The 24,672-nt window shown below is 41.0% G+C and carries 15 protein-coding genes and 1 tRNA gene; 10 read left to right on the forward strand and 6 right to left on the reverse strand.

The features are described from left to right. Positions 1-199 precede the first annotated feature (199 nt). The 3 genes from FD724_RS12970 (at position 200) to FD724_RS12980 (ending at position 4,419) form a co-directional block, all read left to right on the forward strand. Positions 200-2,065, forward strand: coding sequence for a glycosyltransferase (locus FD724_RS12970; protein WP_256874548.1), 1,866 nt, complete (start codon positions 200-202; stop codon positions 2,063-2,065). 379 nt (positions 2,066-2,444) lie between these two features. Further along, positions 2,445-3,122 (forward strand): response regulator transcription factor, encoded by a 678-nt coding sequence (locus FD724_RS12975; RefSeq protein WP_179072915.1) that lies wholly within the window; start codon positions 2,445-2,447, stop codon positions 3,120-3,122. A 52-nt stretch (positions 3,123-3,174) separates the two neighbouring features. Continuing rightward, complete coding sequence (locus FD724_RS12980) at positions 3,175-4,419, forward strand: cell wall metabolism sensor histidine kinase WalK (RefSeq protein ID WP_199346384.1); 1,245 nt, start codon at positions 3,175-3,177, stop codon at positions 4,417-4,419. Position 4,420: 1 nt separating this feature from the next. Here the strand turns inward: FD724_RS12980 and FD724_RS12985 are convergent, their stop codons facing one another. After that, entirely contained in the window at positions 4,421-4,705 is a 285-nt protein-coding gene (locus FD724_RS12985) for a peptidase (RefSeq protein ID WP_179072917.1), read from the reverse strand. Between the two features lie 386 nt (positions 4,706-5,091). Here FD724_RS12985 and FD724_RS12990 point away from each other — a divergent pair, with 386 nt between their 5' ends. The 5 genes from FD724_RS12990 to FD724_RS13010 all read left to right on the forward strand — a co-directional run bounded on the left by FD724_RS12990 (position 5,092) and on the right by FD724_RS13010 (position 12,006). Next, a complete protein-coding gene (locus tag FD724_RS12990) occupies positions 5,092-5,583 on the forward strand; it encodes a DUF4363 domain-containing protein (RefSeq protein WP_179072918.1) in 492 nt (163 codons plus the stop codon). Positions 5,584-5,777: 194 nt separating this feature from the next. Then, on the forward strand, positions 5,778-7,478 hold the full coding sequence (locus FD724_RS12995) for an iron uptake porin (protein WP_179072919.1): 1,701 nt from the start codon (positions 5,778-5,780) through the stop codon (positions 7,476-7,478). 258 nt (positions 7,479-7,736) lie between these two features. After that, positions 7,737-10,265: a mannose-1-phosphate guanyltransferase gene (locus tag FD724_RS13000; RefSeq protein WP_179072920.1), complete on the forward strand. Its 2,529-nt coding sequence runs from the start codon at positions 7,737-7,739 to the stop codon at positions 10,263-10,265. A gap of 410 nt (positions 10,266-10,675) precedes the next feature. Next, complete coding sequence (gene fldA / locus FD724_RS13005; RefSeq protein WP_179072921.1) at positions 10,676-11,188, forward strand: flavodoxin FldA; 513 nt, start codon at positions 10,676-10,678, stop codon at positions 11,186-11,188. A 65-nt stretch (positions 11,189-11,253) separates the two neighbouring features. Next, positions 11,254-12,006, forward strand: a complete 753-nt coding sequence (locus tag FD724_RS13010) for an alpha/beta fold hydrolase (protein WP_179072922.1) — start codon at positions 11,254-11,256, stop codon at positions 12,004-12,006. A 181-nt stretch (positions 12,007-12,187) separates the two neighbouring features. Here the strand turns inward: FD724_RS13010 and FD724_RS13015 are convergent, their stop codons facing one another. After that, positions 12,188-13,105, reverse strand: coding sequence for a rhodanese-related sulfurtransferase (locus FD724_RS13015; protein WP_179072923.1), 918 nt, complete (start codon positions 13,103-13,105; stop codon positions 12,188-12,190). 71 nt (positions 13,106-13,176) lie between these two features. On the opposite strand from FD724_RS13015, the gene FD724_RS13020 reads away from it, so the two are divergent. Beyond that, positions 13,177-13,249, forward strand: a tRNA-Ala gene (locus FD724_RS13020). Between the two features lie 1,227 nt (positions 13,250-14,476). Here the strand turns inward: FD724_RS13020 and FD724_RS13025 are convergent. From FD724_RS13025 to FD724_RS13035, 3 genes are all read right to left on the reverse strand, one after another. Continuing rightward, the gene (locus tag FD724_RS13025; RefSeq protein WP_179072924.1) at positions 14,477-18,688 is read right to left on the reverse strand and encodes a DEAD/DEAH box helicase; all 4,212 of its coding nucleotides are present in this window, start codon (positions 18,686-18,688) and stop codon (positions 14,477-14,479) included. Between the two features lie 128 nt (positions 18,689-18,816). Continuing rightward, a complete protein-coding gene (locus tag FD724_RS13030; RefSeq protein WP_179072925.1) occupies positions 18,817-20,583 on the reverse strand; it encodes an SWIM zinc finger domain-containing protein in 1,767 nt (588 codons plus the stop codon). Between the two features lie 561 nt (positions 20,584-21,144). Beyond that, the gene (locus tag FD724_RS13035; RefSeq protein WP_179072926.1) at positions 21,145-21,336 is read right to left on the reverse strand and encodes a hypothetical protein; all 192 of its coding nucleotides are present in this window, start codon (positions 21,334-21,336) and stop codon (positions 21,145-21,147) included. A 155-nt stretch (positions 21,337-21,491) separates the two neighbouring features. Here FD724_RS13035 and FD724_RS13040 point away from each other — a divergent pair, with 155 nt between their 5' ends. Further along, positions 21,492-21,920, forward strand: coding sequence for a methyl-accepting chemotaxis protein (locus FD724_RS13040; RefSeq protein WP_179072927.1), 429 nt, complete (start codon positions 21,492-21,494; stop codon positions 21,918-21,920). 43 nt (positions 21,921-21,963) lie between these two features. Here FD724_RS13040 and FD724_RS13045 read toward each other — a convergent pair whose 3' ends face one another. Continuing rightward, a complete protein-coding gene (locus tag FD724_RS13045) occupies positions 21,964-24,639 on the reverse strand; it encodes an ATP-binding protein (RefSeq protein WP_179072928.1) in 2,676 nt (891 codons plus the stop codon). Positions 24,640-24,672 lie beyond the last annotated feature (33 nt).

The following is a 24,672-nucleotide window of genomic DNA, read 5'->3' on the forward strand; positions in this document are numbered from 1 at the left end:
ATTCAGTTGAAGAAGGCAGAAGGCTTAATTTAGAAGGGGTTTGAATCCCCTCCTAAATAGGATGAAACTTAGCTAGCGCATCACTAATGTTAAATAATCACAACGAGGGATTTGAGATTTTGATTTTTGTTCTTAGATTTTAGAACGAACTTAAATCTCAAACGTCAAATCTACAAATCCATTGGTATAAGGTCTGGCAATGAGAATTATTTTCAAAGGTGCATTTTATTTTTACAAAAAAATTATCTCGTTGCTACCTACATCTACTGACCCTTGTGTACAGATTGTAGATACTAGTTCTGCCTCACAAAATAAGCACTGGTATAATTATTGGCAAGCTCGCCTCCCACCTTCCTGGCTTCACCCTTTGCTGATTTTGATGTGGTTGCTCATCGGCATTAGCTTACGCCTAACCAACTTGACAACAAAGTCTCCTTGGACTGATGAGTTTTCCACCTTGGTGTTTAGCTTGGGTAACAATTTTTTATCAGTACCCCTAGATCAGGCGATCGCACCTGATATCTTATTACAACCACTACAACCAAACCCAGCAGCTAGTATTGGTGATGTCATCCATAACTTAGCTACACAAGATAGTCATCCACCTCTGTATTTTGTGCTGGCTCACCTGTGGATGAAACTATTTCCTAGTGAAGGAGGATTAGTATCGCTATTTGCAGCGCGATCGCTACCTGCTATATTCGGTGCTGCCTCAATACCGTGTGTTTACGTATTAGGTAAAGTAGCATTTCGTTCGAGAATAGTGGGACAATTGGCTGCTGCCACGATCGCAGTATCACCCTACGCCGTATTTTTAGCACAAGAAGCACGTCATTATACTTTGGCAATTTTATGGGTAATTGGTTCTCTCACCTGCTTAGTAATTGCCACACGTCATATTCAAAACCGCACACCTTTACCTATATGGGTAGTACTTTCCTGGGTAGCAGTTAATGCTTTAGGTATTGCTACTCATTATTTTTTCACCTTCACCCTCTACACAGAAGCCGTAGTTTTGATTTCTCTGGCTTGGCTTCAATTGCAAACTAGCACCAAATTTTCTCTCCTCTTCTCTTCTCTCTGGCGGCGAATTTATGCCGTTGCGGTAGGTACTTTGGTGGCGGGTTTAATTTGGATACCAATCTTGTTAGAGAACAAAAATCGTGGAATTTTGACCGAGTGGATTCGAGGTTCGCGCGTTGGACTAGATTGGTTAAGCCCAATTTTTCAAGCTTTAGGAACATTGATTGCAATGATTTCCCTGTTACCGGTTGAATCTTCTCAAGCTTTGGTGGTGATTCCTTCTGGAATAGTGATGCTGGCTTTCTTTATTTGGGCAGTACCAATTTTGCTGCGTGGGATCAAAATTCAACTACAGCATCCAGAAAACCGGATTATGATTCAGGTGTTTATTGGAATTGCGGTTAGTGCGATCGCTTTATTTTTGATCTTTACGTACTTTTTGGGTATTGACCTGACCAGAGGCGCTAGATATAACTTTGTTTACTATCCTGCGATCGTTGTCTTGCTAGGTGCAAGTCTTGCAGTTTGTTGGCATCCTCCCCAAGAATTGATGGAAAGAGAACAAGGGAAAAATGGCATACAAAGCATAGGTAAATGGGGAATAAACGGTAAAAAAGCCGTGATGTTAATTTGGCTGATGGGATTTTTTAGTGCAGTCACAGTAATCTGCAATCTCGGCTATCAAAAATATTATCGCCCTGACCTGTTTGTGCAACTCATCCAACAAAGATCCCCAGTACCAGTACTGATTGCCACTACTCACAAAAGTTATATACACACTGGGGAAATGATGGGAGTAGCTAGGGAGTTGAAACTTGCCAATTCGCCCCAAAATTCTTTGTTTCTCCTTGCCCATCAATATCATGATCCGAATACTTCCACCATTGCTTTAGAAAATACTTTAAAGACGCTACCACGACCTTTTGACTTGTGGTCGGTAAACTTTCATGCGCCAGTAGCAGAAGCCGTCAAAACCTGCGTCGCTGATACTAAATCTTTGCCAAGCGTAGACGGCTACGAATACGAACTTTATCATTGTTAGCAGAGTTAATAAACTGGAGAGTGTTGAGCCTGAACAATTCAAATTGAAAGTCTCTCTCCTAGAAGGCTGCTGTGTACACACAAGTCGGAAAAACTTCATCCACCAAAGATTTGCAGTGCGTTACGCTGGCATGACAAAGCTAAATTGTTGCAATTATGGCGATGCCTACGCATTTGTTATTTCGGCGAACTCATCTTAAAATTTTCTCAATATCTTGTGGGGTGGGCATCTTGCCCGCCCTGATTATGCAACTTGAATGCCGATTAGCTTACAGGCAGAAAGTAGTATTGAGAAAGCACGTTAAGAAAGTACGCGACACTATCCCTCTTTTATCAGTTTTGAAAAACAATAATCTTGTTGCTAACAGGACAAAACTGTTATGAAAATTCTTTTAGTTGAAGATGAATATCGGATTGCAAAAGCACTTGCAGAAGTACTAATTGACCAAAATTATCTTGTTGATATTGCTAGTGATGGTCAAGCAGGATGGGAGTTTGCTAAAGCCTTTCCTTATGACTTAATAGTATTAGATTTGATGTTACCAAAGTTGGATGGTATAACTTTGTGTAAACAACTACGACAAGAAGGCTATTCTACACCTATTTTGTTACTAACTGCAAAAGACAGTAGCACAGACAAAGTAATCGGGTTAGACGCGGGAGCAGATGATTTTGTTGTCAAACCCTTTGATTTACAAGAACTAATGGCTCGGATTCGTGCTTTATTAAGGCGGGGAATTACTATTTTACCCCCTGTGTTTGAGTGGGAAAAATTGCGTTTAGATCCAAGTAATTATGAAGTGACATACAATGAACAACCAGTACATCTGACTCCCAAAGAATATAGAATTTTAGAATTGTTTTTACGTCACAGTCATCAAGTGTTTAATCGCAACGAGATTCTGAAACATCTTTGGTCTTTTGAAGAGCCACCAGGAGAAGAAACAATCAAGGTTCATATTCGGAGTTTAAGACAAAAATTGAAATTTGCTGGAGCTAATGTTGATTTTATTGAGACAATCTACGGTTTAGGTTATCGACTCAAACAAACTTTTTAAATTGATGCTTCAGGCTTTAGGCAGGCGGCTTTTATTTTCATATTTAGGTGTAATGGTAACAATTTGGGGGACTTCTACTACAATTGTTTACCATTTTTTATCTTATAATCTTTATCAAAAATTAGATAGTGAAATTATCACTTTAGCAAATGCAGCTGCTCACAACTTAATAGCAGCGCCAGTAGACAAAAAAGCAATCAATACTAAAATACCTCGAATTTTAGATAATGATGATGATGGAGATTTAGATATTCCTTGGCAAGATTTACGTGAAAATCATCAAGGAGTAGAATGGTTTGATGCTAATGGTCGGCTATTGGCTAAAGCGGGAACCACTATTTCTCGAATGTCTTTTACTGCTAACTTTGACATCAGCCAACACCATAAAATTCGCAGTATTACTATTCCTGTTTATCTACATAGTTTAACTGGAAGAAAAAAAAAGCTTCAAGGCTATGTGCGGGTAAGTGAATCTACAGAAGAATTAGAAGAAGAACTAAATAGAGTTTTATGGGGATTTGAGTTAGGAGGATTGATTGTAATAATTCTTAGCGGCTTAGGTGGTTGGTGGCTAACAAGACAATCTTTACAGCCAATTGAGCAAAGTATCCAGCAATTAAAACAGTTTACTGCCGATGCTTCTCACGAGTTGCGTAGTCCTTTAACAATTATTAAAACTTCGGTTGAAGTGATTATGAGTTATCCAGAGAGAATTCATCCAGCTAATTTAAATAAATTGGAAGCAATATCATCTGCAAGTAATCAAATGACTCGATTAGTAGAAGATTTACTTTTATTAGCTCGAACTGATGCAGTAACGAGTCCTAAAATGATTGCATGGATCAGTATTCCTTTAGATGAATTATTAGAGGATTTGGTAGAGTTTTTGGAACCGCAAGCGGTATCTAAGGAAATTACTCTCAAGTCAGAAATATCAACCGAAGTTTTTATCAAAGGTGAAGCTATTCAACTAAAGCGATTATTTTCTAATTTGTTGCAAAATGCCTTGCACTATACACCTAAAGGAGGGACTGTCATAGTTTCTCTAGTTAAACTTGAGCGGTTTGTAGCCATAAATGTTCAAGATACTGGTATTGGTGTTGCTCCAGAACACATTCCGTTAATTTTTAATCGCTTTTGGAGGGCAGATCAAGCTAGAAATCAGCGAGAGGGAGGCTTAGGTTTAGGATTAGCTATTGCATTAGCGATCGCTAGAACTCATGGAGGAGATATTACCGTCACCAGTGAAATCGGTATTGGTAGCTGCTTTCAGGTACGTTTGCCATTAGCTTCTTAGTTTAATTCTTAGGGTTTTGCCGAGTTTTTTTACCAAATAAACCAGACATATTTAATCCTGTCACCAACAATCCCAAAAGTCCTAATCCATTCAAAATTGGGTAGATTCCTTGCAGATGAAAGATTTCACCTGTATGGATACTTAAGAGGAAGCTAGCTGGAACTCCTATACCAATAGACCACTCGCGGACAAAGGTTGTTAATATCCCAGTCAGCACGGTTAACATCAGTGGCACAGATAAGATGATGCCAAGGATACGATGATACTTACGAAATAAACGTTTCATGGTATTTTTCCGGTAGTAGAAACTTTTTCCCAATACAATGTAGGCTCAATATCACCAGAAATGCAAATGAGATGAGAGAAATCGAGTCTTGTCAGACAAGACTCGAAGTCAGCAATTGGTGTGAGGAGTCTTGATAGACTCTGTTCTTAAGGTAAAGCATGACAAGTAAAAAACTCGGAAAGAGAAAATATTGGTTCTTTCCGAGTTTTTTACCTTGATAGCTTTAATATTTGAATAACAAAAATATTACCTAATATTTTTGTTCCTAGTCAGCATAATTTATAAACACTAGTACAGGTCGAGACCCAAAATTAAAGCATGGGTGACTTTTGATTTCCGCCTTGCGGTACTAGTCTACACAAACGAGTTTTGATGAGGAGTTGAGAATGAATCGTTTTAATCCAGTACTGATAGTTGCTGCAATCAGCATGATGACTTTGCTTGGATGCAATAAGGGTGACGAACCTACTGCACAGACACCACCTACCGGGAGTTCTATCTCCGATACAACAGCCACTCCCTCTGCTACAACCACCCCTGATGTTCCCACTCCCGCTGCGACAACCTCCCCTGGTGCAGCAGCCACTCCCACTAAAACAACTGAATTTCAAGGTCTACAAGGTGTTGTTACCAATACTAAGGCCGCAGTTCAGGCGGGAGATTTTACTAAAGCTAAAGGGGAATTTGATAAATTTGAAGATTTCTGGTCAAAGGTTGAGGATGGAGTTAAAACTAAATCTCCCACTACCTACAAAGAAATTGAAGATAAATCCGATGAGATTAAGGCAGGGCTGAAAGCCTCTGCACCAAATAAACCAAAATTGTTAACAGCCTTAGAGGTTCTTAACAAGGATGTCACTAGTGTTGCCAAGCCTTAAGAGCTAAATACATAGACTGAGTATTTGTTGGCTAGTTTGCTAGTAGTACGTCAAGTTGAAATTGATGGATAAGCAAGTTTGTAGTAAGGACTTTAGTCATGATTATTTTAAGCACTTTAGTGCTTACTACAAACTATCAAAATTAATTTAGACATTGTACTAGTCCTGATTAATTTTTTGTGTGAGAAATAAAAATGTTAAAAGCAAAAGTTCTATGGAGTTTTCTTCAGCAGGCTCCATTCGTTGTGCTTGTTGCCTCAGCTGTTAGTTATGGTGGGCTGGCAATAGCATCTCCTGCAAATAATACTACATCAAAACCTGAAAATAACCAAACCGAGCAATCTCTAGAGTCTCCGGCAACTGCTAATGCTGTCGCGCAAGTTACTTCTGTATCTCAATTATCAGATGTGCAGCCAACTGATTGGGCATTTCAAGCGCTGCAATCATTAGTAGAACGTTACGGTTGTATTGCTGGATATCCCAATAGTACATATCGCGGTAATCGAGCGATGACGCGATATGAATTTGCGGCGGGTTTGAATGCTTGTCTACAACGCGTCAATGAACTGATTGCTACGTCAACTAATGATTTGGTTAAGAAACAAGATTTAGCCACATTACAAAAATTGCAAGAGGAATTTACCGCCGAACTAGCAACCTTACGCGGTCGAGTTGATGCGCTGGAAACACGCAGCGCCGAACTGGAACAGCATCAGTTTTCTACCACTACCAAACTCAATGGTGAAGCGATTTTTGCAGTAGCAGGGGTTGTGTCAGGAGATAATGCTAGAGGAGGAAAAATTAATCGCAATCCTATTTTAGGCGATCGCGTCCGTCTCAACTTTGATTCCAGCTTTACAGGCAAAGATTTACTCAGAACCCGACTGCAAGCCACAAATCTGAATGCCTTCTCTGCAAATTCTACATTTACACCAGAAGGTGACTTCCGGTTTGCTGGTGGTACTTTTGATAATGGTAACAACAATGCTGTTGGGATAGATGCGCTGTTGTATCAGTTCCCTCTCACTCAGAAAACAAATGTCGTTGTTGAAGCAAACGCAGGTGCAGCTGATGATTTTACTAATACAGTAAACCCTTACTTAGATGGAGATGGTGGTAGCGGTGCTCTTTCTCATTTTGGGACTCGCAACCCTATTTACTATCTAGTTAATGGTGCTGGTTTAGGAATTCAGCATCAGTTTAGCAAGAATCTAGAACTAAGTTTGGGGTATTTAGCTAACGATCCTGCTAATGCTCAAAATGGAAGTGGTTTATTCAACGGTGCTTATGGAGCCATAGCCCAGTTAACGGTCAAACCGACTGATAAATTCACCCTTGGTTTGACTTACGTTAATTCTTACAACAATGATTTCACTGCCAATGGTAGTACAGGCAGCAACCGTGCTAACCTGCGTTCGGCTTTACTGAATAATCCCAATTTACCAGATGATTTAGCTGCATTTTCTGGTGCCGATTTGCCAGTATCCAGTAATGCTTATGGTGCAGAAGCATCATTACAACTGAGTGATAAATTTATTTTGGGTGGCTGGGCTGGTTACACTAACACTCGGATCTTAGCAAGCAATGGAAGCGGAATTAATCGGGGAAGTCTTGATATCTGGAACTGGGCGGTTACTTTAGGATTCCCCGACCTTGGTAAAAAAGGGAATCTAGCTGGTATTGTGGTTGGTATGGAACCTTATGTGACAAGTTCCAGTGTTGCCCAAATTGGCAAAGACAAGAACAATTCCTATCATCTAGAAGCGTTTTACCAGTATAAGGTGAGCGACAATATTACCATTACTCCCGGAGTTATTTGGTTGACTTCGCCGGATAACAACAGCAATAACAATGATGCTGTCATTGGTGCATTGAGAACTACTTTTACTTTCTAAAGGTCATAAGGGATTTCCAGTTAAAAAACATCCCCTTGTAGGGGCGGACAGATGTGCCGCCCCTACTTTGTATCATGAGTATGTTTCGGTCAAGATGCCCAATACCCCATGACCAATCCCTAATGCCCCAATTCAGATGCATCTTATGGAAGTTCCTCAAATATCGATATCCATAGGAGACTAGAGAAAGAAGAACAAAATAAATATATGTGATGCGTTTTCAAGCACTGAAGGCTGTAACTACTTTAAGGAGGATTTATGCGTGCAGTACTGATGGCAGGGGGTTCAGGAACGCGGCTTCGCCCGTTAACTTGCGATCTGCCCAAACCGATGGTGCCAATCCTAAATCGACCAATTGCCGAACATATTATCAATCTTCTGAAGAGACATCAAATTACAGAAGTTATTGCGACATTGCATTATTTACCTGATGTCTTGCGAGACTATTTTCAAGATGGCAGCGATTTTGGTGTTCAGATGACTTATGCCGTCGAAGAAGACCAGCCTTTGGGTACAGCAGGCTGTGTGAAAAACATTGCCGAACTTTTGGATGAAACTTTTTTAGTCATTAGCGGCGATAGCATAACAGATTTTGACCTCACGGCTGCGATCGCATTTCACAAACAAAATAAGTCAAAAGCTACTTTGATTTTGACCAGAGTTCCCAACCCAATTGAATTTGGAGTGGTGATTACTGATCAAGAAGGACGAATTAGCCGATTTTTAGAAAAACCCTCTAGTAGTGAAATTTTTTCCGATACCGTCAACACTGGTACTTACATTCTCGAACCAGAAATTTTAGAATATCTACCAGCAAACGTTGAATGTGACTTTTCCAAAGACTTATTCCCCTTACTGCTAGCAAAAGATGAGCCAATGTATGGTTACATCGCTCAAGGTTATTGGTGCGATGTTGGTCACTTAGATGCCTATCGGGAAGCTCAGTATGACGCATTAGATCGGAAGGTAAATCTCGATTGCGCCTACAAAGAAGTTTCTCATGAGTTATGGGTAGGTCAAAATACTTACATCGACCAGACGGCTGTGATTGAAACCCCAGCAGTGATTGGTGACAATTGCCGCATCGGTGCAAGAGTGCAAATTGAAGCCGGAACCGTAATTGGCGATAACGTTACTATTGGCGCTGATGCCAATCTTAAACGTCCTATAGTGTGGAATGGGGCTTTTATTGGCGATGAAGCACATCTTTCTGCCTGTGTGATTTCCCGTGGCGCTCGTGTAGACCGCCGCGCCCATGTATTAGAAGCTGCTGTTGTGGGTTCGCTTTCCACGGTGGGAGAAGAAGCCCAAATTAGCCCTGGTGTGCGCGTTTGGCCAAGTAAAAAGATTGAGTCAGGGGCAGTTTTAAACATCAACTTGATTTGGGGCAACACCGCTCAACGAAATTTATTTGGGCAACGTGGTGTGCAAGGATTAGCGAATATTGACATCACCCCAGAATTCGCCGTGAAATTGGGATCTGCTTACGGTTCTACCTTAAAACCTGGTTCTAAGGTAACGGTTTCTCGTGACCAGCGTAATGTCTCTCGGATGGTGACGCGATCGCTCATTGCTGGTTTAATGTCAGTAGGTATTGATATTCAAAACCTTGATGCTACTGCTATCCCCATTGCCCGCACGGTTATACCCACAATGTCGGTAGCTGGTGGTATCCATGTGCGAGTCCACCCCGATCGCCCTGACTACATTCTGATTGAATTCATGGATGCTAAGGGGATTAATATTTCCAAAGCCCTAGAAAAGAAAATCGAAGGGGCTTACTTTAAGGAAGATATGCGGCGGGCGCTAATTCATGAAATTGGCGATGTATCTTACCCCAGCCAAGTCATGGAGCGCTACTGCACTGCTTTTGAGAAACTTTTGCATGTTCATACACTCCGCAACAGTCGGGCAAAAGTGGTGATTGACTATGTTTATGCGGTATCAGGGGCAGTTCTACCCCAAATGTTGGATAAATTTGGTGCTGATGCAGTAGTACTGAATGCCAGTGTCAATAAATCGGCGATGTCAATCACCGATCGCGAAGGACTACTAACTCAGTTAGGTCATGTAGTAGAAGCATTGAAAGCTAACTTTGGTGTGCAAGTCTCAGCTAATGGAGAACAACTGATTTTAGTTGATGAATCAGGCTATCCAATTCGTGGGGAAACTTTAACAGCACTGATGGTAGACATGATTCTGACGGCTAACCCCAGAGGAACAGTAGTAGTGCCGGTTCATGCTTCTAGTGCTATTGAACAAGTCGCCCGCCGTCATGATGGCAGAGTGATTCGCACCAAAGCCAACCCTACAGCTTTAATGGAAGCTTGTCAAAAAAATCCGAATGTGGTTTTGGGAGGTAGTGGAGAAACTGGTTTTATTTTCCCGCAACTGCATCCGGGATTTGATTCTATGTTCTGTATTGCCAAGATCATTGAGATGTTAACTATACAGGAGCGATCGCTGGCTGCTGCACGGTCAGAATTGCCCCGTGTAATTCACAAAACTTATACAGTCCGTTGTCCGTGGACAGCTAAGGGTGCTTTGATGCGTTACTTAGTGGAAACTCACCCAGCCCAAAACTTAGAACTCATTGATGGAGTGAAAATTTGTCAACCTTATGATGATAGTTGGTTGTTAGTTTTACCAGATGCCAGCGAACCACTGGTGCATCTGTATGCAAATAGCAACGATCGCGAATGGGTAGATGAGACTGTCAGAAATTACCGTACCCGTGTTCAGAGTTTTGTGGAAAGACAACAAGAATATCAACCAGCAGAAGTGTAATTCGTAATTCGTAATTCGTAATTTAATTCTTTAATTACGAATTACGAATTATGTTGAGGGGGTTCTAAATCATTGAGAACATTCGTTTAGGTAAGACCAAAACACTTGTAGAGACGGCGATTTATCGCGTCTCGAAAACCCAAAATTTTTGCCAGTAGCCATTTGAACCGTATTGCCCCGCTCCTGATTGAGTTGGAATGAACCGCAGCCCGCTTTTCCGGTTTATTCCCTGAAATCCTTTACAAAACTTAATTTATTCTAAATGATAAAAACTATCAATAAATCTGGTAGGATATCTCCAAGCTTATTGAGATAGATATTCATTAAGCTAAAAATATATTTCAACAAGCAAGGTAAATAAGTATCCTTGCGTAAATTATTGCGTTCCAAATTCATATACAGGTGGCAATATGTCGAAAAAAATCGGTCTGTTCTACGGTACTCAAACTGGCAACACTGAATCTGATGCTGAAAAAATTCGGGATGAGTTTGGTGGTGATGTTGTAACATTACATCCCATTTACGAGGCGGATACTACCACGTTTGATGAGTATGAATTACTGATTATTGGTTCTCCAACTTGGGATATTGGTCAACTTCAGAGCGATTGGGAAGGCTTTTATTCCGATCTGGATGAAATAGATTTTAGCGGTAAGTTAGTTGCCTATTTTGGTGATGGAGATCAATATGGCTATGCCGATAACTTTCAGGATGCAATGGGAATTTTAGAAGAAAAAATTTCCCGGCGCGGCGGTAAAACTGTTGGCTATTGGTCAACGGAGGGTTATGAATTTGAGAATTCTAGAGCCTTGAAAAATGGCAAGTTTGTTGGTTTGGCACTTGATGAAGGTAGTCAATCTGATCTCACAGACGAGCGAATTAAAACTTGGGTTGCTCAGTTGAAAACAGAATTTGGTTTGTAGAAATTAGGGGCTTACAGCTAGCTGTAAGCCCCTACTATTGATAGTTTAGAAATTATAGGTAATTTATGTCTGATTCATTTGATGTTCTGTGGTTAAATGCAAGTCCTATTTTGAAGCGTTTTGATAAACCGTTACTTGATTACTTATCTGGGTATATGAGAATTGCCCAGTGGGAATACCAACAAACCAAAGATGAAGCGAGTTCTATAGATCAAGCTGTGGAGTTGCTGTATGATTTTTTAGAATGGCGCGATCGCCCCGTGCATTTAGCGGGACATGGGATGAGTGGTGCGATCGCCTTAACCTTTGCTCGCCGATTTCCCCAAAAAGTGCGATCGCTAACTCTCCTGGCTGTAGCAGCTCAACCTGCAAACAATTGGCAAGCTCACTATTACTTTCAACGACAACTTTTTAGCATCAGCCGTGAGCTAGTTTTAGCAAGTACCGTTCGCAGTCTTTTTGGAAATCAACCACCTCATACCACTAAGAAGTTAGTAGCTGCCTTAGATAAAGATTTAGAACAATCTCCTTCACAACACTCTTTGTTTAAGTTGGTTTATTTACCCAAGGATGGAGTTTCTATGCCAATGATGGTATGTGGTAGCAAGAGCGATCCGGTAGTCAACCCAACTGTATTACATGACTGGTTGAATTGGTTGAAGCCAGAAGATAAACTCTGGGAATGCCCACAAGGGTATCATTTTTTTCACTACTTCTATCCTCAACAGGTTGGCGAAGAGATTTTGAGTTTTTGGAAACGCCACCCTTCGCATTTACTAGAAGCATCTGCACTATCTTTTAGCAGTTCTACAAATTAAGTTAAGACTAGAGAGATTCTATGTGAGGCTGCGCTTGATTCACGTAGGGGCAATTCATGTAGACGCAGAGCGGCTTTCCGCAGGGTATTGCCCCTACAGCCTGTAGTTTTGGATAACTCTTATAAGCGCATCTTGAAACAGAAATGGCATTAGATCCCTTCTAAACAAACTTGAAATTCATTTAGCTTACATCCCGATTTTTGGAATTAGCAACTTGGGTTTGGTAGTGCCGCCATTTTTCCTGTTGACGCGCTCTTTTCTCCTCGGTGAGGCTATCAAAACAATAGGCACAGGAGATACCCTGCTCATATTTTTGAGACATCTTATCTTCTTCAGAAATTGGATACCCACAACAGAAACACAACTCATAACTCCCTTCCTGCAACCCATGACTGACAGCTACCCGCTCGTCAAAGACAAAACATTCACCTTGCCATAAACTTTCTTGTGCCGGAACTTCTTCTAGATACTTGAGAATGCCGCCTTTGAGATGATAAACTTCTGCAAAACCTTGGGCAAGCATGAAAGATGAAGCCTTTTCACAGCGAATGCCACCTGTACAAAACAAGGCAACCTTTTTGTGTTTAGTTGGATCGAGGTTGTGTACCACATAATCGGGAAATTCTCGGAATGATCCCGTTTGGGGATTTTCTGCTCCTTGAAAAGTACCGATATTCACCTCATAATCATTGCGAGTGTCAATCACAGTTACTTCTGGATCGCAAATCAAATCATTCCATTCTTGGGGACTGACATAAGTGCCAACTTTCTCAGTTGGGTCAATTTCAGGCAACCCCAAAGTGACAATTTCTGACTTCAATCGTACCTTCATCCGCTCAAAAGGTGGAGTTTCAGTATAGGACTCTTTGTATTCTAGGTCTGCTAAACGGGGGTCACTACGCAGAAACCAGAGAACAGAATCAATCGCCTGACGCGAACCCGCAATTGTACCGTTAATGCCTTCTTGTGCCAACAAAATTGTCCCTTTGACACCTTGCGCTTGGCAGTAAGACAACAGAGGATCTCGTTTCTGGGCAAAATCTGGCAGCTTGACAAATTTATACAATGCTGCAATAATTTGAGTGTTTTCTGAATTCATCCCTTTAGTAACAAAATAATATAAGTTACAATAGCAACCTCAAACGAAGTTGCCTGCTATTTTAATTTTATGGGGGTTTAGCTCAGTTGGTAGAGCGCCTGCTTTGCAAGCAGGATGTCAGCGGTTCGAGTCCGCTAACCTCCATTGGATATAATTTATGTCAAATGCGATCGCTAGTAATACCCAAATAAAACACACCTAAATCAAAATCCCTTAATCTAGTACGGAATGGGGTTTGGCAATTATTAGGCGAAAAGTTAAGAGATAGGTAAGTTAGTATTACATCCAATCGTCTTATTTTCAAAGCTGTACTTAGTTAGAAAAATCTCTACATCATGAAATCAACTGTTACCTGACAAAACGTAGGTAATTTTGAGGTTCAAAATTAGCGGTTGAATTTGTTAGCAATGACAGCAGCCTTACAGCGCTTCCGGCTATTATGCAATACAATTTTCTTCTTACCTCTCTCCTATCATAGCTTTCAGCTTTGAGGCTGTACCTCATAGCCGCCGGAAGTGCTGTAATTAAATATTCTGCAAAAATATTTCTATTTTGGAGTTATAATCCACATTCTAAACCTCGTCTACCTTGAGAACCGTAGTTTTGTAGCGACTGTCTTAAAAGTCAAGCGATCGTTGTATCTTAGAAATAGTAATAGACCGTCCCAACCTTGGTCATAATAGACCGCTTCGTAGCATGGGTCACTACAACAATCTCTTTGACAGAACTCGAACAGTCGCCGGGGTCAAAGCTTTAAACACTGATATTTAAAGTATACAGTCCGTATCGGGCAAGGATGAGTTAAATCAAGGGGATGAATTCAAAACAGGGTACAGAAATTAGTTGAGAGTGAAATATGGAAAATATTTCTCAATGGGTAGGCATTGATGTGAGTATTTTAAATGCAATGGTTCGGGATAATTTGCCTTGGTGTCTAACTGACAACTTTAAACCAATTGTCAATGTTTAATCACAAGTCAACCTTTTTATACTTTGCTTGATGCCCAGAGCCAGCAATGTACGGCATCCGCATTGATGCTCCCCTATGACTGGGGTAAATTTTTCATGCTGTTTTTGCCTACACGAGAAATCCAGCAACTGAGGAAGATTCGGCGGCGAAGCGGAGTGTCTGGTGCGGGCTTTGACTATCTAGACTACAAGCCATAAGTCTTCTAGGCTGTACCAGACACCGCCGAATCTAGCGCAGCGTTCCTCTGTTGCGTCAATGCTCCAACCCACGTTTTTTTGTTAACGATCGCTTGACTTTTAAGACAGTCGCTACATCAATATATCTTTATATCTTTTAAAAAACTCTAGGTTTCAACATAGATGAGGTTTAGTTTGATTTTATTGTACCAACTTACTTAATAGCTAACTTTCACTAATTAACTGTAGCAAGGCTTCCGTTGATATCTTGCCACTCATCTCAGTACCTTCCAGCAGGCTATCTGCCAAATCTCGCTTGTGGTGATGCAATTCCACAATTTTCTCTTCGATAGTATCCTTTGCTACCAGGCGATAAATTGTCACCGGGCGTTGTTGCCCAATGCGATGGGCGCGGTCTGAGGCTTGGTCTTCCACTGCGGGATTCCACCAAGGATCTGTATGAATCACATAATCAGCCGCAGTTAGATTAAGTCCTGTTCCCCCTGCTTTGAGACTAATCAGAAAGACATCCCCTGAACCAGCTTGGAACGCATCGACCCGTTTTTTGCGCTCTGCCACTGAAGTACTGCCATCTAGATATTGATAATTAATACCTTGCTGTTCGAGATAATCGCGGATGATGTGCAAATGGTCAACAAACTGACTAAACACTAACGCTTTATGACGATTTTCCAGCAGTTCACCCAGCACCTCACCAAAAAGTTGCAACTTAGAACTGGGTAATTCAGTACCAGGCATCACTAAACTAGGATTACAGCAAGCACGACGCAGTTTCATAATCTCAGCTAAAACCTGCAAATGTTTCTTGCCTGCTTCTGCATCACTTTCGGTAAGTTTAGATATTGCTTGACGGCGCAATGCTTCATAGAATGCCTTTTCTTCTCGACTTAACTCTACATGAAGGAGAATTTCGGTACGAGATGGTAACTCTTCTAATACTTGATTTTTTGTCCGCCGCAATAGAAATGGTTGAATCAGTTTTTTGAGTTTATTACGTGCAAGTTTATCTTGATATTTTTCAATGGGGGTAGCAAAGCGTTGATTGAAGCTTTCAAAAGAACCCAATAACCCAGGATTAATAAAGCGGAACAAATTCCATAACTCACCCAGGTGATTCTCAATGGGAGTCCCAGTAGTCAGCAACTTAAAATTAGATTTTAGGTTCATCGCTGCCTGAGAACGCTTAGTAGTCATATTTTTAATCGCTTGGGCTTCATCTAAGACAATAGTTTGCCACTGTATCTGAGCAAGCATTTGCGCTACTTCTTCTTGCTGTAATAAACCATAACTGCATACCAACATATCTAATGGTTGTAAACCATCCAATAATTTTTGGCGGTTAGCACCAGAAAATTGAATAATATTGAGAGTTGGGGCAAACTTCTGCGCTTCACTCACCCAATTCATACATACAGAAGTGGGGGCAATAATTAGGGTTGGCCCTTCATGGGCATTTCTGAGAATGACCGCCAATGCTTGCAAGGTTTTACCGAGTCCCATTTGGTCTGCTAAACAAGCACCCACGCCCCAATGTGCTAGCCGCGCCAGCCAACAGAAGCCTTCCATCTGGTAGTCACGTAGTTCTGCTTGAAGGGTAGATGGCAGTTCCGGCTGGAGGTTTTGCACCTCCTTAAGACGCTGGATATGTGTTTTCCAGTGTTTATCTGCTTTTACCTTACCTACCTCATCGACAAAATCTTCTAACCCTAATGTTGCCAATGGGTGAAAACGAATACCTTTACTATGTTTTTCCGAAAACATCCGTAATTCGTCGAGGCGTTTCCGAAAAGCTTGAGTTAAAGCCAAAAATTGACCATCACCAAGGGGGATAAATCGGCTGGGGGTTTTCTCTAATAGTTCTAGTAGTTGCTGCATATCCAGCACTAGGTCGTTATTTAATTTCAACTCCCCTGTGGCTGCAAACCAGTCTTGCTGACGTTGAATTGATAAATTAAAGTCTTTCAAGTCGGCATTATGGCTAACACGCAGTTTTTCTCCTTGTGGCCATTCTATGACTACGTTATTTCCCAGCGCTTGCAGTTCTAGCAGCAGTTCTAAACAGTCTTCGGGATCGTCTATAATCCATTCACCATCTTGTTCTTCAGTTCGAGTCAAGGTGGCGCAGGCGGCTATAGCATCTTTGGCAAGTTGCTTTTCTTCAGACAGATTTCGTCTGGTTTGGAGACGTTTACCCTCAATCTCGGCAATTACAGTTTCACCACCTGTACCAGGACGGTAGTAGGGGCCACCTTGGGCAAAGGGGCGCGACAAAAGGCTGATTTTCAAGCCGGCATTGGCAGGTAAAAGATGAATATGGGGTAGAGTCTGGGCGGGTACTTCTTCTGCACCTTCTGAACCGCCACCAATGTCAGAATGTACGGTAACGATGCCAGAAACGGCATTTATGGCTGCTAAAACTTGCTTTTCTGCGATCGCAGGTACATTTAATTTATTATCTATACCAATAATCTCTGCAATGCGTCTGTGTTCGGTAGTAATTTCAATGACCTTGATGCGGGTTGGGGTTTCTTTGATATGCAGAATATTCTGTGATTCTGGTAATTTGGGAGAAAATTCCAAGGTGAGACGGCCAAGTTTTTCTTTTTTAACCAGTAGTTCCGGTTCTCCTTTAACAATTTCTACACGGATAGTAGGTGTATCTTCCCAAAAAACCAACGGGTGTCCAATTAAAGCAGAGATGGCTTTTTCACCGAAGGTATAATCAACTTTGCCGTAATAGCCATCACTATATGACTCAATACAACTACATACCCGCATATCTTGGGGGGTGATGTAATCAAACTCAGATAATGCACTGCTTAGACGCTTAAGGGCTATGGGGCGGCCTTTACTCCATTCCCCTTTGGCATTAACTTTTTGTTCCTTTGGTTGTAAGACACATCTGCTGGGATAGAAGGTTATGAACCATGCTAAACGCAGTTCCGATTCTGGTTTTCCTGGTGTTTGTGGTTCTTTTTGGAGATTTGCCAGGGCATTGAGGCACATTTCCCAAGCTTCTTGGGGTCGAATTAAATCTACGATGGTTTGAATATTGCTATCTTCTCGCAGTGCTTCTGCAAGTTGTTTATAGTTACTACTAGGTTTGAGTCGGGATAGGAGTTCTGCGGTTTCCATTGCCAACCAGTGATAACCGGAGGCAAGCGATCGCCGATACAATGGTTCTAGTAAATTAGGTAAGCGTTTTTTAGCACTCTCAGCATCCATCCAGTAAAGGCATAGCGAGCAAAACAAGGTTTGTAAGCTATTTTCTTCTTCTACGGAAGAAATATGACCACTGACTACAAATTGTTTTTGAGTAATATCACCTTGGTGGACTTGCAGTACCATTTTCAGTCTGCCATAAGTGAACCTGAGCCAATGATCTGATTGACGGGACATCAAACTGCTATATTCTTCTGCTTCTTTGAGGCTTTGCGCTGAACCATCTTTTAAAAGTGCGAGGATAAAAAATAAGCCCCCAATTGTATTGAAATATATTTGGCGTTTGCCTGTAGCCTTTTTGATAGCTTTCAGGGCATCTTTATAATATTTGATGGCTTGTTCATTATCACCCCGCAAAAAACTTAACCAACCCCAAAAGATCGCAGCGTTATTTTGATATTCATTTGATATCCGCCCCAGACTTTCTTGTGCTTCTTGGGTACAACCCTGTAACAACAGTTGTTCTGTCAAAATCAGATGTAGATAATCTGAGCAATGTTTTCCAGGTGTAGAGCATTCTTCTTCTAGCAGCATCAACGCATCTTCCGAAGCAGATAATTTTAAGGCTGAATTGAAGAGGATACTTGATATACCACTTTCATATAATCCTTGTGGTAGGGTGTTAAACCAATCTGCATCAAATGGATTATTGTATATCTGCTCAAAGATATTCTCTATTACTATTTTTTCTTCGCTATCACTGTACTTCTGATAAGCTTCAATTTGCTGATTAATAAAACTAAGGTCTTGACGATAAATACCAATGCGGATTTCTCTGATACACTGGCGTAAGTTGTAGAAGATCCGAGAATCCCTGTTCCAGTGAGTACGTATTGGTAGCTTCTCCTCTACTGCTGTGACGAGGATTTCAAACTGTCCGGTTTGTACAGCATGACGAGTAGCAATTTCTGTGAGTAACGGATGACATTCAGCACCTTGCCTGTTTTCCTGTATTAACAAGCCTGCTTTTAACAATTTATCAATTTGGGGACTAAGGGTTTTAGTACCCCAAGGTTTATTGTTTTCATCTAAAGCGTCAATTTTACTAAGACAACTTACGAATGAATTTTTGTCTATCGGTGCATAAATTACCGAAAATAACTGAATAACTTTTTGTAAGGAAGGATGTAATTTGAAGTATTTATCCGCAAGTTGTATTTGTAATTTTGTGGTATCAGTTGCTAAATTAATCATACTATTGGTCTGTTAAGTGAAGTTTGAAGGGTAAAGGAACGAACCACAGAGGCGCAGAGGGCACAGAGTTAGAGAAAAAAGAGATGTTTAAGAAGTGTCTCACCCGTCAAAGTTAGCTTGACAGACTACTATTTATTCAGTTCTTTAAATAATTCCATTAATTTCCGTTTACGTCCATGAGCGGCTTCTAGTTGTAAGCGATAAGCAGACCATTCAGTTTTTTGCCCAAGTTGGAGATACGCAGCTTTTGCTTTTTTGAGCCAATTAACCGCAGCATCATAACGGTCAGCTTTTCCTTGTTCTATAATTGGTTCTGCCCGTCTGCGAGCGTTATCAATTACCCAATCTGGACGATGGGAAACTGCTGCATCCATGACTCGATGAACCAGTTCTGAATCATAGTAAGTATCTCTTTCTACTGTTTTAATTGCATCATCAATTAATCCTTCATGGAGGAAAATATCAACTTGAGCTTCTCGTATTCCCCAATCTGGCCGATCTCGTAGTGTTTGCAGTAAATCTTGTTTGAGCGTCAACCAAGTTTCTCCTGCATAGTCTTGAATTTTACCATAGTCTCGAAACGATGGTCTGATTTTAAAAGCAATGATGCTGGCAGTTAAGGCAGTGGCATTATCTTCTAATCCTTGGGCTAAATCACTTGTCCAAGTAGCAAATTCATATAAACAGTTACCTGTTAAATTGATACCAGCTTGACATATTTCTAACGTTTCAACTAAATACCCATCTTCCCGCAATATTTTTGCTAGGGCAAAACCCTCTTCTGCTTTTTCCATCAGGATTTTAGCCGCAGACATGGCTTCTTCTACTCTTCCTAAAGCTGCTAATTGGGTTAGGTATTGCAGAGTCATTTCTTCTGCTAAAGCTAGATTTAAATACTCTGTATAACGATTTTGACGCTCAAGAATTTGCAAGCGAATCAATGCTAAATCATCAGCAAAGCTTGGTCGTTCATTTTCCCAAAGTTCTGCGGTATCATCTCCTTGCATGATCTGTTGCAGTGGTTCGTAATCCCAACCTTGACGCAATGCTTCTAAACTCATACTAAAGTCTGCACTGATTTCGTCTTGCCATGATTCCAACATCAACTGCAAATCTACTATTTCTCCTGTAGACATTTCTGCACACAAAATTGCTTCTGTCCACGCGCTATCAAGAGGTTCTGCGATGGAATAACTGTCTCCACCGTAATCTAGTAACTCGTCCCATTCTTCGGCATAAGTTTCGGTAATAGTTTCGAGAATTGCGATCGCATTATTGCCATCTCCATTTTCTGCCAACTCCCGCGCTTTCTCAATTACAGCCAGCAAATCATCTGTAAATGGGTCTTCTTCTGAACCATACTCTAATTCTTTCAATCCATCCCGCAAAATCCGCTTGACATGAGAGCGGAAAGGTGATGTGTCAATTTTGCTTTGGCGGGTAAAAGGCTGTTTTGTTTGCGGTTTTGGCAAGTCTATCAAACTGACAAACTCATCAATATCATCAATTATTTCTGGTCTATTTTCCACCAGTTCTTGTAATAATCGCTGAGTTTGAAGAAGATCGAGGCGATTTAATAACTGTTCTAGCGTTGGACGTTCTTCAATGATTTCTGATTGACGCGAACAGCTTAATAAGGTGGCAACAATATGTTTGCACCAACCATCATAATCATAAGGACAGGTACAACTTGCTGAGGTAATTCCACCTGCATCAAAACGAATACTGACTTGATATGGTGTAATTTCGCTACCCTCTATCTCTGCCTGAATCAGATTACCTCGTTTTTTTAGTTCAGCGATCGCACCCCTGCGGTAATATTCTTCACCACGACTGTAGGATGAAGTGTTGGAGTTATGGCGGATTATTGCTTCAGAAATTCCTGGAATCGACATAGCACCCAAGTATTTTATTTTTAGCTTACGCTTAAACTGCCTTTATTTTCTCTTGTGTCTGCTTCACATTAGAGCGCTTGTAGCTATTTTTAATCCGGTAAAGTACAAGTATGCAAATAAACCTAACCCCCTAACCCCTTTCCGAAGGAGGAAAAATTCAAAGCCTCTCTCCTTTTAAGAGCTACGCTGTATACCCCTCTTCTGTCACTCTCCGAAAACATTTGCCATTTCTGGATTCTAGAGCTTTTGTATAGCAAGCGATCGCGCGATTCTTTTCTAATAACAAATACAAGACTCATTTTTTTCTAATAGTATAGCTTGTATTGATTGCCTCATCAGGCTTCTAGCGATCGCCCTCCCGGAGAGTGACAGAAGAGGGATACACAAGTTATCGAATTACTACCAGTCCTCAAATTACCCCACCCTAACCCTCCCCTTGTAAAGGGGAGGGAACGAGATTTTCTTGTTTCCCCCCTTTACAAGGGGGGATTAAGGGGGGTAATTCGATTTGTGTGTACACCGAGCCTTTTAGAAAAGAGGTAAAAATCGTACCTCACTGGGTCAATAACCGCTATACAACTTTAAATATAAACTCATGCGTTTCATCAACAAAATCATTCTGTTCATCAACAAACTCATGTGTTTCATCAACAAAATCATTCTGTTCATCAACAAACCCATGCGTTTCATCAACAAAATTGTTCTGTTCATCAACAAACCCATGCGTTTCATTAACAAAATCGTTCTGTTCATCAACAAACCCATGCGTTTCATCAACAAAACCATAATTTTTGTGATAAATACTGATATTTATATCATATTAGACACCAACTTGTGAGGATTTTACTGAACTAGAACACCGCTTTAGTAAGGCAAACTAGCTCTAAAGCAATAAAAAGGATACATTTATGCCTGCTCAAAAACGTACATACCGCGTTTTAGAAAAAGCTGAATTAAGAGTGGCTGGACTTAAAGCAATTGATCCCAGCATGGATTTTGGGGATGCTCGCAACTTGCAAAACATGACACAATTAATTGAGCAGTACCGTAGCAAAATAGATGCTTATAATACTGCTCTAGCCGTGATTAACTCTTCTAGAACTGAGATGGAAGAATTAGACAAAGCCTTAAGTGACATAACTGAGAAAATGCTGATTGGAGTTGCTTTTAAATACGGCAAAGATAGCCGTGAATATGAAATGGCTGGTGCTGTTCGTAAAAGCGATCGCATCCGTAAAAGCAGAGCAACACGCTTAAGGGCGACTCCAAAAGAATTAGCCAGTGAAAATCCTAAAACTGCATATCTTAATGGACTGAATGGAGCGATCGCAGAATAAATTCATTCTCGTACAAAGTATGGAAGCGAGTAAATGGTTAATTTTAACTCTCCACCCCCCACACTCCAACCTTTTTCCACGGTAGTTTGACTGTAAATCGACTACCTTTGCCTAACTGACTTTCAGCGTGGACAGTACCACCATGCAACTCGACGATTTTTTGCACCATCACCAATCCTAAACCCGTACCTGCGGAACGACGGGTAGAGGCATTTTCAACTTGGATAAAAGGTTGAAATAATCGGAAAAGGTCATCGGAAAGCATACCAATACCCGTATCTACCACGCTAAAAAAGATATACTCGTTTGTGGAATTTGGCTGAACTTCAATCCAAACTTTGCCTCCGTCGTGAGTAAACTTGATAGCGTTGCTCAACAGGTTGATAAATACCTGGCGGATGCGGCGCTCATCAACTTGGATGGGTTCGAGTTCTTCAGGCATTTGTACACTCAGTTGGATATTTTTCTGTAACGCTAAATTTTTGACGAAACTGAGACTAGAGTCACATAATTCTGGAATGGAAGTAGCCGCTAGTTGCAGTTCTATCTTGCTGGATTCAATATCTGTAAGCTCAAGGATTTGGTTAATTAATTCTAGTAAGTTCTTACCGCTCGATTCGAGGGTATTTAGAAACTGGCGCTGTTCTGCGGTTACAGTACCGTAAACTTCATTTTGGAGTGCTTCTGCAATTTCAAGAATGGAGCTTAAGGGAGTCCTCAATTCATGGCTCATATTTACCAAAAAGGTTTTTTTGGCACGATTTGCAACTTCAGCAGCTTCTTTCGCCTCACGCAGAGCTGATTCTGCACTTTCGCGATCGCACACTTCTAATGTCAGGGCAACAAATTCAGCGATTGAGCTAACGAAATTTTGCTCGCTCACTTCCCATATCCGAGGAATATCAATCTGTTCATACAATACTGTTCCCACTACTTCGCCCCCAACCCAAATGGAGGTATTAATTAGGGATACAATATTTTTTGTTTCTAGAAATTCATCCCATAATTCTTGTATCCGTAAATCGGTGCGAGTATCGGTGACAGCTATGATTCGCGCAGATGTTAGGGATTTAAAGTAGATGGAATAATCTGCGCGATCGCGTTCTAAACCTGCCGAATGTTTCTGATTGCTACGTTCGTAGAGACTTATACATTGTAGTTTAGTGCGTTGACGCAGCCTGTCGTCGTCATCGCTATTGAATAACCACACACTTACTCGTTCTACCTCTAAAGCATTCGCGGCTTTCTCGGTAATAACTTTGAATGCTGTTTCCAGATTTCCTTCTGAAATTGCCTTATGATTTGCCAGTTCTGCCAACGCCCGATTATGCTGTTCTAGCTTTTGCTCACTATTAATACTTTTTTGAATCTCTTGCTGTAATTCTTCAGTTCGCTGTTTAACTTGCAATTCTAACTCTTCATTTTTGGTAATCTGTGCAGTAAAGGTTTTACGTAAATGCTGCATCATCTCATTGAAAGATTCACCCAGTATTTCTACTTCTTTAATGCCTTGCACAATCACCACTGAGTCTTCCCCTTTGGTGAAATCGGCTAAATCTTTTGCCGCCGTGCTGAAGTACAAAATTGGCTGAGTTATCCAACTGGCAGTAACAATTCCTAGTAAAATAGCTAATCCCAATACTCCCAGACAGAGAAAAATTGTAGTTTGAGTATTGCGATCGATTTGCCCCATAAAGTCTGCTTCTGGGACAGCTACTACAATTAACCAGTTGACATTTGGTTCGCCTTGTAACGGTCTAATTTCTAAAAATTGTCGTTTGCCGTCAAAAGAGAAATCTAGTTGCTGTAAACTCTTAATTTGGTCAAATTTACTAAATTTAGTTTCTAAATATTTAGCGCTTGCTTGAGTAAAAGCATTCCCGCTTTGGGAAGCTGCTAACCGAATCGGTTTACCATTTTGTAAGCGGAATGGTTCTTCGGCTGTGGAACTTGCCACTAATAGCCCTGATCGCTCGATAATAAAAACTTGCCCAGACTTGCCAACTTTAATATTTTGTAGCAAATCCCCAATTTGTGATACATGAGTTAGGGTGCTGTTGACACCGAGTAACTCACCTTGAGGGTTATATATAGGTTGAGATGCACTAATTAGCAGCGTTGGTTCGGTGATGGATGTAAAAATCTGACTAAAGCTGAATTTTTTAGCGGTAACTGCTGCTTGATAATTAGGACGCGATCGCGCATCATAGTTTTTGATTATCTCTGGTAGCTGAGTACGTTGACCAAAAGAGTCAATTTTGTAGGTGTAGAGGTCGTAACCAGTTGACTTATCAGCTTTTCTGAGTAAATATTGGCGATCGTTGAGCTTTTCCACCGCTAAGTGTTCTTGCTGTTCATTGCTTGCCGTTAAAGCAACGGCATCAGGAAAAATCTCTAACTGCTTGATTAAGTATGACTCCCAAGTTGCCAGATTTTCCATCTTCAGCAACCCGATATCAATAACATTTTGATTACCGCGCAGTACTTGACGCGGGGTTGAGAGATAAGCCTGTAAATTTTGCTCTACTCGATTAGCGACTTCATAACGCAATTCGCTAGCTACCTCATTGACTGCCATTTGCCCATTGCGGATTGATAAGTATGCAGTCAATCCCACAGCTAGCAAGATTTGCAGCAGAAACAACGCTACGAGAATGCGACGTAGAGGTACACCTTTAAATAGGGGAAAAACACCATTGTGACCAATATTTTTGTTCATAAGCCCACTCTCCCTTCCTGTCCTATAGTAGTG

Source organism: Nostoc sp. C057 (assembly GCF_013393925.1).
Lineage (GTDB): Bacteria > Cyanobacteriota > Cyanobacteriia > Cyanobacteriales > Nostocaceae > Nostoc > Nostoc muscorum_A.